This window comes from Sphingobium anseongense (genome assembly GCF_037725245.1).
Classification (GTDB): Bacteria; Pseudomonadota; Alphaproteobacteria; order Sphingomonadales; family Sphingomonadaceae; genus Sphingobium.
In genome coordinates, this window is the sequence record NZ_JBBJUL010000003.1 from 227,391 (window position 1) to 242,022 (window position 14,632).

At 65.8% G+C, this 14,632-nt stretch carries 8 protein-coding genes and 2 tRNA genes; 7 read left to right on the plus strand and 3 right to left on the minus strand.

Going from position 1 to position 14,632, the window contains the following annotated elements; translation table 11 throughout:
* Positions 1-9 precede the first annotated feature (9 nt).
* Together WG908_RS05665 and WG908_RS05670 are read left to right on the plus strand one after the other, a co-directional pair.
* On the plus strand, positions 10-546 hold the full coding sequence (locus tag WG908_RS05665) for a Smr/MutS family protein (RefSeq protein WP_340185602.1): 537 nt from the start codon (positions 10-12) through the stop codon (positions 544-546).
* Positions 547-644: 98 nt separating this feature from the next.
* Positions 645-2,324 (plus strand): putative bifunctional diguanylate cyclase/phosphodiesterase, encoded by a 1,680-nt coding sequence (locus WG908_RS05670; RefSeq protein WP_340185603.1) that lies wholly within the window; start codon positions 645-647, stop codon positions 2,322-2,324.
* A gap of 17 nt (positions 2,325-2,341) precedes the next feature.
* Here WG908_RS05670 and WG908_RS05675 read toward each other — a convergent pair whose 3' ends face one another.
* Together WG908_RS05675 and WG908_RS05680 are read right to left on the minus strand one after the other, a co-directional pair.
* Positions 2,342-6,541 carry a translocation/assembly module TamB domain-containing protein gene (locus WG908_RS05675; RefSeq protein ID WP_340185604.1) on the minus strand — a complete coding sequence of 1,400 codons (4,200 nt, stop codon included), beginning with the start codon at positions 6,539-6,541 and terminating at the stop codon, positions 2,342-2,344.
* The gene (locus tag WG908_RS05680) at positions 6,541-8,625 is read right to left on the minus strand and encodes an autotransporter assembly complex protein TamA (RefSeq protein WP_340185605.1); all 2,085 of its coding nucleotides are present in this window, start codon (positions 8,623-8,625) and stop codon (positions 6,541-6,543) included. Before WG908_RS05680 ends, WG908_RS05675 begins: the two co-directional genes overlap by 1 nt.
* Positions 8,626-8,753: 128 nt before the next feature.
* Between WG908_RS05680 and recJ the strand changes: the two genes are divergently transcribed.
* Both recJ and WG908_RS05690 read left to right on the plus strand, forming a co-directional pair.
* The gene (gene recJ / locus WG908_RS05685) at positions 8,754-10,520 is read left to right on the plus strand and encodes a single-stranded-DNA-specific exonuclease RecJ (protein WP_340185606.1); all 1,767 of its coding nucleotides are present in this window, start codon (positions 8,754-8,756) and stop codon (positions 10,518-10,520) included.
* Between the two features lie 91 nt (positions 10,521-10,611).
* A tRNA-Glu gene (locus WG908_RS05690) sits at positions 10,612-10,686 on the plus strand.
* A 609-nt stretch (positions 10,687-11,295) separates the two neighbouring features.
* Here WG908_RS05690 and WG908_RS05695 read toward each other — a convergent pair.
* A tRNA-Pro gene (locus WG908_RS05695) sits at positions 11,296-11,372 on the minus strand.
* A 173-nt stretch (positions 11,373-11,545) separates the two neighbouring features.
* Here WG908_RS05695 and yajC point away from each other — a divergent pair.
* The 3 genes from yajC to secF all read left to right on the plus strand — a co-directional run bounded on the left by yajC (position 11,546) and on the right by secF (position 14,605).
* Positions 11,546-11,881, plus strand: coding sequence for a preprotein translocase subunit YajC (gene yajC / locus WG908_RS05700; protein WP_340185734.1), 336 nt, complete (start codon positions 11,546-11,548; stop codon positions 11,879-11,881).
* Between the two features lie 8 nt (positions 11,882-11,889).
* Positions 11,890-13,491, plus strand: a complete 1,602-nt coding sequence (secD, locus tag WG908_RS05705; RefSeq protein ID WP_340185607.1) for a protein translocase subunit SecD — start codon at positions 11,890-11,892, stop codon at positions 13,489-13,491.
* Between the two features lie 133 nt (positions 13,492-13,624).
* Positions 13,625-14,605: a protein translocase subunit SecF gene (gene secF / locus WG908_RS05710; RefSeq protein ID WP_340185735.1), complete on the plus strand. Its 981-nt coding sequence runs from the start codon at positions 13,625-13,627 to the stop codon at positions 14,603-14,605.
* The last annotated feature ends 27 nt before the right edge of the window (positions 14,606-14,632 follow it).

Below are 14,632 nucleotides of genomic sequence, written 5' to 3' on the forward strand. Positions count from 1 at the left end.
GCCGGCGCGATGGGCCAGCGACGGCTCACGCCTGAAGAGCGTTCGTTATGGGAGGCACTGGCCAGCACGGTGCGGCCGATCAAGGGACGCCGGCCTGCGCCGCCGCCGTCGCGCGCCGTTGGCCCTGCCGATCCGCCAGCGCGGCTGATATCGGCTGCGACGCCGCAGGCGCGGCATGTTCCGTCGCCCCGGTCGCCCGCCGCCGTGCTCGACACGAGCTGGGAAAAGCGGATCAGGAGCGGCACGTTGGCGCCCGACCTCAGCATCGACCTGCATGGACACAGCCTGTCGGCGGCGCATGTGCGGCTGGACCGGGCATTGACGATGGCGTTGGCGCAGGGCGCGCGCACGCTGCTGGTCATTACCGGCAAGCCGCGGAAAAGCGACATGTCGGGCCATGGTTCGACGCGCGGCGCGATCCGCGCCGAAATCGGTCATTGGCTTCAGATCAGCGCGCATGCCGATGCGATTGCCAGCGTTCGCCAGGCTCATCCGCGCCACGGTGGAGAAGGCGCGCTCTACATCATCCTGCGCCGCAAAAAATAGCCCTGCTGCGCCAGTTACACTGACGGTTTCTTAACCAGCATCCTTCATATTTTGTCATCCGCATATGTCCCATGTGGATCCAGCGGTGAAGGAGGCAAATGCAAGGCGTGACATTGACGAGCCGTGCCACCGCCTTCGCTACGGGCGCGGGTGCCGTTGTCTTCATTCTTTCCCTGATATTGGGTTACAGTTTCGGCGATGGTGACGACCTGTTCACCGTCGGACGATCGCTGATTATCGCGATATTGTGCGGCACAATGAGCTGGGCATCGGCGCAGCGTACCGTTGCGACAACCGCCGGTGCGATCGACGCCGCGACCGACCGGCTGATCGCTGCCGCGCATGGCGATCTTCAGTCGCGCGTGCCTGCGCCGATAGGGTTGGAGCTGCCCGATCTGGCCGTGGCGATGGAAAGTCTGTTCAGCCAGGTTCGCACCAATCTGGACCATGTGCAGGCGCTCGCGCTGTTCGATCAGGTTACCGGCCTTGCCAACCGCACCAGTTTTTGCCGCCAGGTCGAACGCATCCTTGCCGAACGGGAGGACAGCAGCCCCGCCGCCCTGTTCTTCATCGATCTCGACGGGTTCAAGGCAGTCAATGACACGCTGGGCCATGCCGCGGGCGATCAACTGCTCGCGCGCGTCGCGGGCCGGTTGCGCGAAGTGGTGATGGCGCAGGTCGCAGGCGGCACCGGCGACGCCGTGGTCGGCCGTCTTGCCGGCGACGAATTCACGATGTTCTTCCCTCGCCTGCCGAACCGCGACGCCGCGCCGAAGATCGCGCGCGCGATCCAGTTCGCGCTGGGCGAGCGGTTCGATCTTGGCAGCCAGCATGTCGATCTGGGCGCGTCGATCGGCATCGCCTGCTATCCCGACCATGGCGACACGCTGTCGGCGCTGCTGCGGGCGGCGGACATCGCCATGTATCATGCCAAGCATGAAGGGCGCGGGCGAGCGGAGATGTTCACCAGCGCGCTGGCGCTGGAAGCAGCCGATCGTGCGGAGTTGGAGCGGGAATTGCTGCTTGCGCTGGAGCGCGACGAATTTCTGCTGGAGTTTCAGCCGCAGATCGAAGCAGCCACCGGGCGCGCCGTCACCGCCGAGGCGCTGGTGCGCTGGGCGCATCCCGAACGCGACCTTGTCATGCCCGGATTTTTCGTGCCGGTTGCCGAGGAAAGCGGCGTCATCGTCGCGCTGGGTGACTGGATCATGGGCCGGGTGTGCGAAACGGCGGCGCGCTGGCACCGCATGGGGCTGGAAAATCGGATCGCGATCAACATATCCATGCGCGAACTGGGTCAGGGCGATTTTTTCCTGCGGTTGCGACATGCGATGGCGACGCACGGCACGCCGCCCGCCACGCTGGAACTGGAGATCACCGAATCGCTGGCGATGGAGCTGGACGATCGGGTGCTGTCGCAGTTGCGCGCGCTGCGTGCCGATGGCATCCGGATCGCGATCGACGATTTCGGCACCGGTTATTCCAACCTGTCACGCCTCAAGGACCTGCCCGTCGATCGGATCAAGATCGACCGCAGCCTGGTCCGCGACATCGCGACATCGGCAGAGGCCCGTACCATTTGCAGCGCCGTTGTCGGCCTGATCCAGGGACTGGGACTGGAGGTCGTGGTCGAAGGGGTAGAGAGCCAGGAGCAGATGGACATGCTGCGCGTGGTCGGCTGCACGATATTCCAGGGCTATTATTTCGCCCGGCCAGCAGGCGAAGAGGCGTATCTCCATGCCTATGGCGGATCGGCAAAGGCGCTCCGTCACGGTTAGGCGTGAATGCTGGCCCGCTAATAATCCTTTGAATATCGCAGGTTGGCCGATGATCCGGTATTACCGCCGGTCTTGGACAACAGGCTCAACGTCTTCGACAGGGCGACTTCGAGCTGGGTGGCGGTAAAGCCCTTGGCGTCGGTGATGATCTCCACATAGACGTTGTTGGAGATATGCTGGCCAAGCGCCAGCGCGGTGCCGCGCCCGCTCTCCTCGTCGCTGCCCAGCACGCGCAGGCGATCCACGCCCGAGGCGGTTTGCAGCTTGCCCAGCGGATTGAGCCCCCCGCCCCCGCCCCGCAATCCGTTGAGCGCGACCGCCAGCTGGATCGCCTGCGTAGCCGAAAGGTTGGCGACGTTGGCGCCGAACAGGATGCGCGAGAGTATTTCGTCCTGCGGCAACCCCGGCGTGGAGCTGAAGGCGATTTCGGGCTGCTGCCCGGTTCCGGCCACGACGATTGCGGCGGTCACATTGTCGATCCGGGTTTCGGCGCGGATGTTGAGCGTCGGGTTGGTCAGTTGCCCACCGTTGAAACTCACGGTTCCCCGTTCCAGATCGAACCGCCGGCCCGAAAAGCTGTAGGTGCCGCGAATGACATCCAGCCTGCCCACGACGCGCGGCGCGGCGGTGGTGCCGGTAATGCGAATGTCGGTCTTCCATTCCGATTCAAGTCCCATGCCCGACACATAGACTTCATTGTCGGCTCGCACGCGCAGGTCGAGTTTCCAGAGGGCGGGGATGCCCCCGCCGGCGCGCACGGCGGCGCGCTGGTCCAGAATGTCGCCGCCTTCGCCCTTTCGCCGCACGCCCTGGAGCTGACGAATTTCCGCGCCTCCTTGAAAAGCGATGCGATAGCGTAGCTCGGGCAGGCGCAGGTCACCCTTGATCAAGCCGCCATTGGCCCGGGAATTGGTGATGGCCATGTCGCCGGTGACGACAGTGCCGAGCTGTTCGCTGCGCGCCAGCCGAGCGCGATCGAGCGAGACGTTGACCGCCATCGGGAAGCCGTCGGCGGCCGCCAGCCCGATCGTGCCGCTCGCCTTGACCGAACCGTCGCCGGCCCTCCCGGAAAAATCGCGTATGTCGAGGCGGTCGTTGGTGAAGCGGCCGTCCAGGCGCATCTGGGTGACGCGCGTGCCGAACGTTTCATTTTCATAGGTCAGCGCGTTGGCGCGGACGAGGCCATTGAGGCGCGGCGCATCGACGCGCCCGCTGAAATCGGCAGCGACGGCAATCGGGCCGGTCAACTGCTGATCGGCCTGCCCCGCGAAGGAAAACAGCACGTCCGCAGGGCCGGCGTAACGAATGCCGCCGCGCATGGGCGCCGCCATCAACTGCGCCGTCCAGCTTGCACCGGGGCCGGGCGGCGCGAGCGTGGCGATGAACCGGCCCAGCGTCGCATCGTTGCGGCGGATGAGCCCGCGCAGGTCTCCGCCCGCCGCCGACAGTTTGCCTTCCATGTTCATCGATACCGGATCGGACACCGCCGACAGGCTGGAACGGCGAAAATCGCTGACTGCGATGCGGGTCGTGGCGGTGGGGAAGGCGGTGCCGTTCCGGGCAAAGTCGAACGTTCCGGTCGCCCGTCCGCCGATGCCAAGGCCGGGGCTGGCGATATTGGCGATGGCAAGATCGAAATCCTTGAACCGCGCCTGCAACGCCGTCCTATCGCCCCAGCGTCCGGCCAGATCCACCTTGCCCTGCGGCATCGCCAGCGTGACCGGCTCCAGGCGATAGCCCGCCGCTTCGCTGCGAATGATCGCGGGCCTGGCGAGGCGGAAGTCGATGCCGCTGGCACGCCCCTTGAGCGCGAGCGCGTAAAGGCCGGGACGAAGCGCGGCATTGGCGGCGATGCTGAACGGCACTCCGCTGGAGCCGTCCGCGACCATCTGGGCGGTGCCGCGCCCCCCCTTGTAATTCACCTTCGCCCTGCCCTTGCGCAGGATATAGTCGCCATAGGCGGCATTGGCGATCTGGACGTCGGCGACGATCTGCGGCTGATCGTAAAGGATGATTGACCCATCGACCAGCGCGCGACCGATGACGATGTCGGCGCTGCCGGGGATCTGCGCGTTGCTCGCGGTGGCCTTGATGTCGACGCCCTGCGCCTTGCCGACATTGGCCAGCCGGATCGCGCCGTCGATGCCCGATCCGTTCATGCTGAGCTGGCCCGCGAAGGGACCGGCGGGCGTCTGGCGCACGGTGCCGGCGAAGTCGACCCCGGCAAATCGCGCTTTGGCGATATCTATGGTCAGCGGTCCGCGAGCGGTGCGGATCAGCATGTTGGTGAAGAAGGGACCATAGTCCGAAGCCCCCGTCGCTTCCAGCCGATAGCCGGCGGCTTCGCCATTCAGCCTGGCCACGACATCGCTGAGCTGCACGCCGACATGGGGCCGGGCGGCGCGCAATATCGCCTGCGGCCGATCGACCGTGCCGCGCACCGACAGCGCGAGCGGGCCATATTGGCGCGAACTGGCGGCAGCGTCGAAAGCGATGCCGCCATCGGTTTCATACCGGCCAGAGCCGGATATTATGGTGAAATTCGGTGCGGCTCCCTTCAGCCGGGCAAGGGTGAAGACGCCCTCGGGCGTCATGCCGATGCGGCCCGTGACCAGCGCATTGCCACCCAGGAAATCGCGCACCGACGCATTGTCCCAGCGGGCCGTGCGGACCCCGAATTTGCCCGACAGGCCAAAGCCGCCGCTGGGGCCGGGCACCAGTTCGACGTCCGTGGTCAGGTTGACGATGCCGATGCCGTCGATGCGATAATCATTGACCCTGCCCTTGAGCGCGCCGCGATACACGCCATTGGCCACATCGGCGAGTATGATCGCGGTAGCGTCTATCTTGTTGCTGTCGATCTTGAGATTGTCGCTGATCAGCTTGCCGCCCGCATAAGCGAAATCGCCCTTGACCTTCAGATTTTCCATCAGCCCGCCTGCCGCTGCGTTCAGCCCGGTCACGCGGCGCGCGGTTGCGTTGATGGGAATGCGGATGCGATCGGCGTCGATGACCGCCCGGCCGCTGGCTTTGAGCCCTTCGATCCCGGTCGCGTCGAAGGCGATCTGCGCGGCGCTGATGTCATAATCGATGAAGGGCGTCGCCATCGGCCCGTCCAGGATCACCGAAGCGCGCACGTCGCGGCCACGCACGTCGTCCATGATCGCGCCGGGGGTGAGCAGCGTGGCGTCGATCTTCAATGCGCCAAAGCGGCTGGCGCCAAGGTCGATCAGACCCTGCGCGGTGGCGGCGAGCGCCGACGACCGCAGGACGCCCTTGAGCGTCACGCGCCGTTCGTTGAGGCCCGCTGCCAGGGCAACGTCAAGCGCGGGGCTGGTCAGGCGCTGCACCGGACCAGTCATGATCAGGCCGGGGCGAACCGGGCCCCTGGCCGAAAAATCGCCGTCGCGCGCCGCCAGAGCGATATTCGCCAGTTCGCCCCTGGGCGATGTCGCGACGATGCGGCCGTTCCATGTCTGCCAGCTGCCCGCGCCGTCCAGCGTCGCGGTCATCCCGTCGGTCAGGCCGCCCATCGCCGCGATGACGCCGCCGGCGGGCGCGACAAGCCGGCCCTTCATTGCAAGCCGGTTCTGGGCCGGCACGGCATCCAGGCTGGCCTGCAACTGGTCGCCGCTGTCGACCTTGGCCAATGCCGACAATTGTGCACGTCCATCGGCGATGTGGGTGCGGGCATCTATGGCGATGGTCCGCTTCTGGCCGATAACGGGTCGGGCCAGCACGAACCGCGCGATCTTCAGCCGGTCGATGTCGATGTCGATGTCGGGCAGGATCGGGGCATCGGGATCGCTTTGCACGACATTGAATTGCGGGCTGCGGGCCAGCACGATGAGCGGGCTTTCCAGGCTGCGCACCGAAATATGGTTCTGGAGATAGCGGAACGGGTTCCAGTCGACCCTCACCAGCGGGCTGACCGCGAACACGCCCTTGGGGTCGCGCAGGACAAGATCATGGATCGTCATCGCACCGTAGATCGAACCGTCGATCCGCCCGACCTCGATCTTCATGCCCGATTCCATTTCCAGCGCGGCGATCTGGCCGACCAGGAAACGCTTGCCGGGCTGGGTGTTGAGGCCAAGCAGCAGGGCCACGACCAGGATGATGATCGCCGCGATCAGGCCGCTCGCGCCCAGGGCGACACGCTGCCACAGCGGGCGTTTCACGCGATCTGCGTGGTCGCGGGGCGCTTCGCTCGCCATCAGAAGGCCTGCCCTATGCCGACATAGAGCGCGAATTTGGATTCGCCCGGCTGCCGGTTGATCGGCATCGCGATGTCGGCGCGGAAGGGACCGAAATTCGTGTAAAAGCGGCCGCCGATGCCCACGCCGTAACGAATGTCGGAAAATTTGGGGATCGAGCTTTCATAGACCTGCCCCGCATCGACAAAGGCGACGACGCCGTAATTGCCGAAACGATATCGTCCCTCGACCGCGAATTCGTTGACCGACCGGCCACCGATCGGGTCGTCATTGATGTCCTTGGGGCCAAGCTGCTGGTAGCCAAAGCCGCGCACCGATCCACCCCCGCCGGCATAGATGCGCCGCGACGGCGCAATGGTGTCGCGCGCGACGCCGCCGATGGTGCCGATCCGCGTCCGGGCGGCGATGACGATTGCGTCGGTTACGGGATAATAGCCCGACAGGTCGAAAGTCGCCCGGCCATAAGGCGAAACATCCCCCTGGAGCGACGCTTCGGGCGAGACGCGCAAGGTAGCGCGAAAGCCGCTGGTGGGATTGAGCAGGTCGTTTGACCGATCATAGCCAAGCTGAACCGGCAGCGCGCCGATGAAATAGGTCAGCCGGTCGGTCGCCGCAGTGGCCGGGTCGATCGTCGTCTTTTCGTTGGAAAGCAAAATTTCGAAGCCATAGCTGTAGGTCCAGCGCTTCTGGAAGATCGGCGTCGACGCGCGCGATATGCTGGCGCTCAAGCCGGCGGTAAAAGCCTCATAGGCATCATATTTCTGGTGATTGAGGTTGATCGCGGCCTGAAAGGTGCGGTCGCGCTTGCCCGCATTGGACCGTCGGAATGTGCCAGACACGCCCTGTTCCTGCGTGCCCGCGACCACACCCGCGATCAGCGCGCCTTCGGGCGGGAACAGGTTGCGGTGGGTCCATGTGCCCTCGGCGCGGAAACCCTGACCGGTGCCATAGCCAAGCTCTCCCGCCAGCGTCCGGGGCGGCCCGGCTTCCTGCTCGACATGCAGATCGACATATTCGGTATCTTCCGCCGCAGGCGCGTTGGTGCGGACCGGCTCGACACCGATGCTGGAAAACAGGCCGGTCGCGACCAGCGCCTTGCGCAGGTCGTCGACCTTGCGGCTGTCATAGAGTTCGCCTTTGCGAAAGCGGCTGATGACCTTGATATGCTCGGCATCGAACGCCTGCTTGCCGGCGGTGGTGATGCCCCGAAAGCGACCGCGCGGGCCGGTGTCGACCGGCAGCGTATAGTCACCAGTCACGGTTTCGCCATCCAGCAGGATGTCGCGCGCACCGACCTTGGCGAAGGCATAGCCCATCTCGGGCAGTTTCAGCGCGACATTGGCCTCGGCGCCTTCGACCCGTTCGGCGATGATCGGATCGCCGGTCTTGAGCGGAAGGCTGTCGCGGATAAGCGCCTCCGGTACGGTCGGGCGCGCCTGAATGACGATCGCACCCAATCTATATTGCTTGCCCGGCGTGACGTTGACGATGGCGTCGAGCATGCCGGTCTTGTCGCTCGCCTGATCCAGCGAGGCCAGCGCGGTGGCATCATAATAGCCCTGCGAATGGAGCAGGCGCACGGCAAGCGCCTCATCCTCCCGGGCGCGGGCCTGGACCATGGCCGTGGTGTCGGCGCGTCCCTTGCCATCGGCCAGCGTCGAAGCCGCGCGGAATTCGTCTTCCAGGCCGATGGCATCCAGCCCTTCTATCTTCAGGCTGTAGCGCACGTCCGGCAGCTTTTCCTGACGGTTTTCGTCGCCAGCGACCGCATCGGGCACCGTGACGCTGTCGAGCGGAGGTAGCGGCTGCGACAGTTCGGCCTGCGCCTGCGGCTCGGTTGCGGGAGGCAGTTCGCGTTGCATGTCCGCCTGTGGCATCTGCTGCTCGATATAGCTGTCGACAGAAGGCAGCGGCGCGTCCGGGTCGTCGGACAGGGCCGGCAAACTCTGTTCGAACTGGTCGTCAGGCAGGATAGGAGGCTCGCTCGCGGGTGCCGTGGGCTGGGCAAAGGCTGCGGAGCCGATGGACGCCAGCATCGCCAGGATCATGGCATGCCGAGCGTGCGTCGCCTGTGTCGCCCTCATGAAATCCGCTGCCCCCGATCGTCACACGCCTGTCGGGCGCCAACCGCCAATACGTTCAAGGGTTTGCTTTGGTTCCCCGTCGTCGACCCGGCGCTTCCATCCGCCTGTTGGCCGGAGTAGGGGGACATATGGCGATAGCACTCAACATCACCCATTCGCTGCTGGGGCAGCCATGGCGGTGGCGCGGGCAGGGGGCCGACGCGCGCGAACCGGGCTACCGGCCCGACGATCTCGTGACCCAGCTGCTGATGGCGCGCGGCTGTTCGCGCGACACGGTGGAGGCGCACCGCAATCCCACGATCCGGCACTTCATGCCCGATCCAAGCCATCTGCGCGACATGGACGCGGCCGCGACGCGGCTGGCCGACGCGGTGGAGCGCGGCGAGGATGTCCGCATCTTCGGCGATTATGATGTCGATGGCGCAACCAGCGCGGCGTTGCTGATCCGGCTGCTGCGCGACCTGGGCCTGGCGGCGCGACCCTATATTCCCGACCGGCTGATGGAAGGCTATGGCCCGTCCGGCGAGGCGCTGGTGCGGCTGGCGGGCGAAGGCGCCAGCCTGATCGTCACGGTCGATTGCGGCGCGCAGGCGTTCGAGGCGCTGGAGATGGCGCGGGTGGCCGGCGTCGACGTGATCGTCGTCGATCATCACAAATGCGCGGCCGCGCTGCCGCACGCGCTGGCGCTGGTCAATCCCAATCGGCTGGACGAAAGCGCGATCGGAGCAACGCACGGCCATCTTGCCGCCGTCGGCGTGGCGTTCCTGCTGGGCGCGGCGCTGATCCGCGCATTGCGCGCGCGCGGATGGTTCGCAAGCCGGGCCGAACCGCGCCTGATGGACCTGCTCGACATCGTCGCGCTGGGCACGGTGGCCGATGTCGCGCAATTGCGGGGTCTTAACCGTGCATTCGTGGCCCAGGGACTCAAGGTGATGGCGGGACGGCGCAATGTCGGGCTGGCGGCGCTGATGGACGCCAGCCGGCTGGCGCGCGCGCCGCTCTGCCACGATCTGGGCTTCGCGCTGGGGCCGCGTATCAATGCCGGCGGGCGCGTGGGCAAGGCGGACCTGGGCGTGCGGTTGCTGACGACGCAGGACCCGATCGAGGCGGCTGAGATCGCGGCGGAACTGGACCGGCTGAACGAGGACCGGCGCGGTATCGAAGGCGGCGTACAGGCGGAGGCGGAGGCGCTGCTCGAACGCCAGGGCAATCGCGCGGTGGCGGTGGTCGCGGGCGTCGGCTGGCATCCGGGTGTCATCGGCATCGTCGCCGGGCGGATCAAGGAAAGGGCCGGGCGGCCCGCGATCGTGATCGCACTCGACGATGCGGGCGTCGGCAAGGGGTCGGGCCGCTCGATCGGCGGTGTCGATCTCGGCGCGGCGGTGCTGGCGGCCAAGGACAGTGGCCTGCTGGTCGCGGGCGGCGGCCATGCGATGGCGGCCGGGCTGACCGTGGCGGCGGACGGGATCGATGCGCTTGCCGATTTCCTCGACGAGCGGCTGGCGGACGCGGTGGCGCGCGCGCGCGACGACCGGGCATTGCTGATCGACGCGGTGCTGGCGCCGGCCGGGGTCAATCCCGATTTCGTCGCCGCGATCGAGGCGGGGGGGCCCTATGGCGCCGGTTGGCCAGCGCCACGCATCGCCGCCGGGCCGATGCGCGTAATAAAGGCGGATGTGGTGGGCAACGGCCATCTGCGCGCGATCATGGCCGGCGACGATGGCCGTTCGATCAAGACCATCGCCTTTCGTCAGGCGGACAGCGCATTGGGCCAGGCGATCCTGGGCGCGCCGCGCGACCGGCGGCTGTGGGTCGCGGGCCGGGCAAAGATCGACGATTGGGGGCCGCGCCCGGCGGCGGAGCTGCATCTGGAGGATGCCGCCTGGGCGGAGTGACACGACTGTGCGGAAGGGGGTTGACCCCGCCGCAGCCACCCCCTAATGCCGCCCTCGCTTGGACGCGACGCTGCCTGCCGGCGCGCTTCACGGCCCCATCGTCTAGCGGTTAGGACGCGGCCCTTTCACGGCTGAAACACGGGTTCGATTCCCGTTGGGGTCACCATCCAGGCACATTTCATGCCTTGATTCTGTGCGATCACCTCCACCCCCTTGCGGCGCGCAGTCGCCGGTGGTTGTGCCGTCCTTGCACTTCAGCGCCGCGCCTCCGCACCATCGGGGCCAGCAGCGGGGACCGGACACTCCTTTTCGTCCTGACGCTGTGCAACGCCTCGCGCCTTCGGGTGCGGGGCGTTGCTGTGAGGTCATTTACGCCGCTGACGATTCAAAATCGCTTTCCGGGTCAGCAGTCCGATAGCGGTGCAGCTTGCAGCTACGATCAGTAACCCGAGCCAGAGCCATGTGCTGTCACTCTGGCATGGCTGGGGAGCACCCTCACACCCGCCGCTCGTGTAGGTCACTACGAACAGGAACGGCAACCCGAAGATAATTCCGAAAATGCTAGCGACGGCACAGCCAATACGGCCAGCGCCCGTTGTCGGGCTGCGGTATCGTTCGTCGTTCATCTCAAGATGACTGCCACGCTTGCCAGGTTGGATTCAACTGAAACAGCGCGCCCATTCGCGGCGGCGCTAGAAATACGCTAGACGGTAACACGCAAAGCAAAACGGGCAGCTTTCGCTGCCCGCTAAGCGCTTGTAAAAGCTGGAATTTTTGGTCGGGACGAGAGGATTCGAACCTCCGACCCCCACACCCCCAGTGTGATGCGCTACCAGGCTGCGCTACGTCCCGACCGAGGGGCGGCACATATAAGCCGCCGCGCCAAGTTGCAAGCATAGTTTCCGTCCGCCGTTCGCGCGCCCTGCGCTGTTGCCACTGCGCCCCCATCTGTGTTAGCCGCGCGCCCTTGATCGACGGGACAAGGCTTGTCCCGCGACTACCGCAATGAAGAGGCGCAGGTCCCCATGTTCATCTCCCCAGCCTATGCCCAGGCCGCCGGCGGGCAAGCGTCCGGCGCCGGCATCGCCATGCAGATGCTGCCGCTGGTCCTCATCTTCGTCGTCTTCTATTTCCTGCTCATCCGCCCCCAGCAAAAGCGGATGAAGGAGCATAAGGCCAAGATCGATGCGGTGAAGAAGGGCGATCAGGTCGTCACCGGCGGCGGCCTCGTCGGCAAGGTGGTGCGCGTCGACGATATTTATGCCGATGTCGAACTCGCCCCCGGCATGAAGGTCAAGGCGGTCAAGTCGACCTTTACCGACGTCATCGACCCGATGACCGCCAAGCCCGCGAACGACTGAACCCCAACATGCTCAGCTTCCCGCGCTGGAAAGTCCTGGCGATCATCCTGCCGCTGTTGATCGGCGTGCTGTGCGCCATCCCCAGCTTCCTGCCCGACAGCACGGTGGCGCATCTGCCATCGGCGCTGCGCACGCGCGTCAATCTGGGCCTTGACCTGTCGGGCGGCAGCCATCTGCTGCTCGAAGCATCGACCGACGATGTCGCCAGGCAGCGGCTCGCCAATATGGAAGAGCAGATTCGCACCGAACTGCGCCGGGGCACGCCCCGCATCGCGGTCGGCGATATTTCCAGCCGCGACGGCAAACTGTCCTTCATGGTCCGCGATCCCCGCCAGGTCGACGCTGCCGTCGAACGCATCCGCCCGATGACGCAGGGCGCCGGGCTCACCGGCCAGCGCGATTTCAATGTAGAGGTCGTCAACAGTTCGACCATCGTCGTCACGCCCACCAGCGCGGGCATCGACAATGCGGTCAAGGGCGCGATGGAAGTCGCGACCGAGGTGATCCGCAAGCGCATCGACGAAATGGGCACGCGCGAACCCACGATCCAGCAGCAGGGCAGCAACCGCATCGTCGTCCAGGTGCCGGGATTGCAGGACCCCAAGGCCTTGAAGGATCTGCTCGGCCAGACCGCCAAGCTCGAATTCAAGCTGGTCGACACCGCCGCCGACCCGTCCGAAGTGGCGCAGGGCCGTGCGCCGGTGGGCAGCGAGATCCTGCCCTATCCCGGCAATCCGTCGGGCGTGCCGCTGATCGCGGTCAAGCGCCAGGTGATGGTGTCGGGCGAGGAACTGACCGACGCCACCCAGAGCTACGACCAGCAGACCAACGAGCCACTGGTGTCGATCCGCTTCAATGGCGCGGGCGGCCGCAAGTTCGGCCAGGTGACGTCGCAGAACGTCAACCGCCCTTTCGCCATCATCCTGGACGGCACGGTCCTGTCCGCGCCCAATATCAACGAACCGATCCTGGGCGGATCGGCGCAGATTTCGGGCAGCTTCACCGTAGAGAGCGCCAACCAGCTCGCCATCGCGCTGCGGTCGGGCAAGCTGCCGGTCGCGCTCGCGGTGGTCGAGGAACGTACCGTCGGGCCACAGCTTGGCGCGGACTCGATCCGCTCGGGGCTCATCGCCTCGATCATTGCCGTCACCGCCGTCGCCGCCTTCATGTTCGTCAGCTACGGCCGCTTTGGCATGTATGCCAACATGGCCGTCGCCATCAACGTGCTGGTGATCCTGGGCGTCATGGGCATATTGAACGCCACCCTGACATTGCCGGGCATCGCCGGGTTCGTGCTGACCATCGGCACCGCGGTCGACGCCAACGTCCTCATCTATGAACGTATCCGCGAGGAAAGGCGGCGCGGCCGCAACGTCGTGCAGGCGGTCGAACATGGCTACAAGGAAGCCAGCCGCACCATCTTCGAAGCGAACGTCACCCACGCCATCGCCGGCGGCATCATGCTTGCGCTAGGCTCCGGCCCGGTCAAGGGCTTTGCCATCGTGCTGCTGATCGGCATCGCGACCAGCGTCTTCACCGCCGTCACCTTCACCCGCATGGTCGTCGCGAACTGGCTCCGCCGCACGCGCCCGACCGACATCACGATATGATCTGGGCACCTCCCTCTCATCCGTTCGTCCTGAGCGTGTCGAAGGGCTTTGCGGAGCCGCAGGCGAAGCTGCTTCGCTACGTTCGGCGGCAGGCTTCGACTTCGCTCAGCCCGAACGGGTATAGGTAATGGCTATGAAACTGCTCAAACTCGTTCCCGACAACACCAACATCGGCTTCGTCGCGATGCGGAAATGGGCCTTTGCCCTGACCGCGCTGCTGACGGTGCTGGCTGTCGGCGCGACCGCTCACCGGGGCCTGAACCTCGGCGTCGATTTCGTCGGCGGCCTGATGATCGAAGCGAAATTCCCGCAAGCCGTCCAGACCGACAAGGTCCGCGCGACCATCGGTTCGCTGGGCGTGGGCGAAAGCTCGCTCCAGCAGTTCGGCGATCCCAAGACGGTTCAGATCCGCCTGCCGGTGCCCGAACAGGGCGGTGCGGGTGCGGCCAACGCTGTCGTTGAAAAGACGCGCGCGGCGATGATTGCCCAATTCCCCGGCGTCACCTTCTCCCGCTATGATACCGTGTCGGGCAAGGTATCGGGCGAACTCATCCAGACCGGCGTGCTGGCGGTGATGCTGGCGGTGTTCGGCATCGCCATCTTTTCCTGGTTCCGCTACGAATGGCAGTTCGGGGTGTCAACCTTCGTCGCGATCATGCACGACGTGCTGATGACGCTGGGCTTTTTCGCTGTCACCCAGTTCGAATTCGATCTCAACATCGTCGCCGCCGTGCTCACGATCGTGGGCTATTCGATCAACGACAAGATGGTGATCGACGACCGCATCCGCGAAAATATGCGCAAATATCGCAAGATGGACATGAAGGCGCTGATCGACCTGTCGGTCAACGAGACGCTGCCGCGCACGGTGATGACATCGGTCACGATCATGCTGGCGCTGGGCGCGCTGCTGCTGTTTGGCGGCCATGTGCTGCGTGGCTTCACCGCGGCGATGATGCTGGGGATCATCGTCGGCACCTACTCGTCGGTCTATGTCTCGTCCTCGCTGCTGATCAGCCTGGGCCTCAAGCCCGCGATCAGCGACCGCAAGTCGGCAGGCGGCATCGCCGCGCAGGCCGAGCGGGTCGGTCCCGCCGACGGGGCAAAGCCCTGAACGAACGGCGTATCGGTATCGAACTGC

Excerpts from the sequence above, each read along its gene's own strand:
- secD (WP_340185607.1), top strand. The coding sequence starts at position 11,890 with ATGCTCAGCTTCCCGCGCTGGAAAGTCCTGGCGATCATCCTGCCGCTG.
- recJ (WP_340185606.1), top strand. The coding sequence starts at position 8,754 with ATGGCGATAGCACTCAACATCACCCATTCGCTGCTGGGGCAGCCATGG.
- WG908_RS05675 (WP_340185604.1), bottom strand. The coding sequence starts at position 6,541 with ATGGCGAGCGAAGCGCCCCGCGACCACGCAGATCGCGTGAAACGCCCG.
- secF (WP_340185735.1), top strand. The coding sequence starts at position 13,625 with ATGAAACTGCTCAAACTCGTTCCCGACAACACCAACATCGGCTTCGTC.
- WG908_RS05665 (WP_340185602.1), top strand. The coding sequence starts at position 10 with ATGGGCCAGCGACGGCTCACGCCTGAAGAGCGTTCGTTATGGGAGGCA.
- WG908_RS05680 (WP_340185605.1), bottom strand. The coding sequence starts at position 8,625 with ATGAGGGCGACACAGGCGACGCACGCTCGGCATGCCATGATCCTGGCG.
- WG908_RS05670 (WP_340185603.1), top strand. The coding sequence starts at position 645 with ATGCAAGGCGTGACATTGACGAGCCGTGCCACCGCCTTCGCTACGGGC.
- yajC (WP_340185734.1), top strand. The coding sequence starts at position 11,546 with ATGTTCATCTCCCCAGCCTATGCCCAGGCCGCCGGCGGGCAAGCGTCC.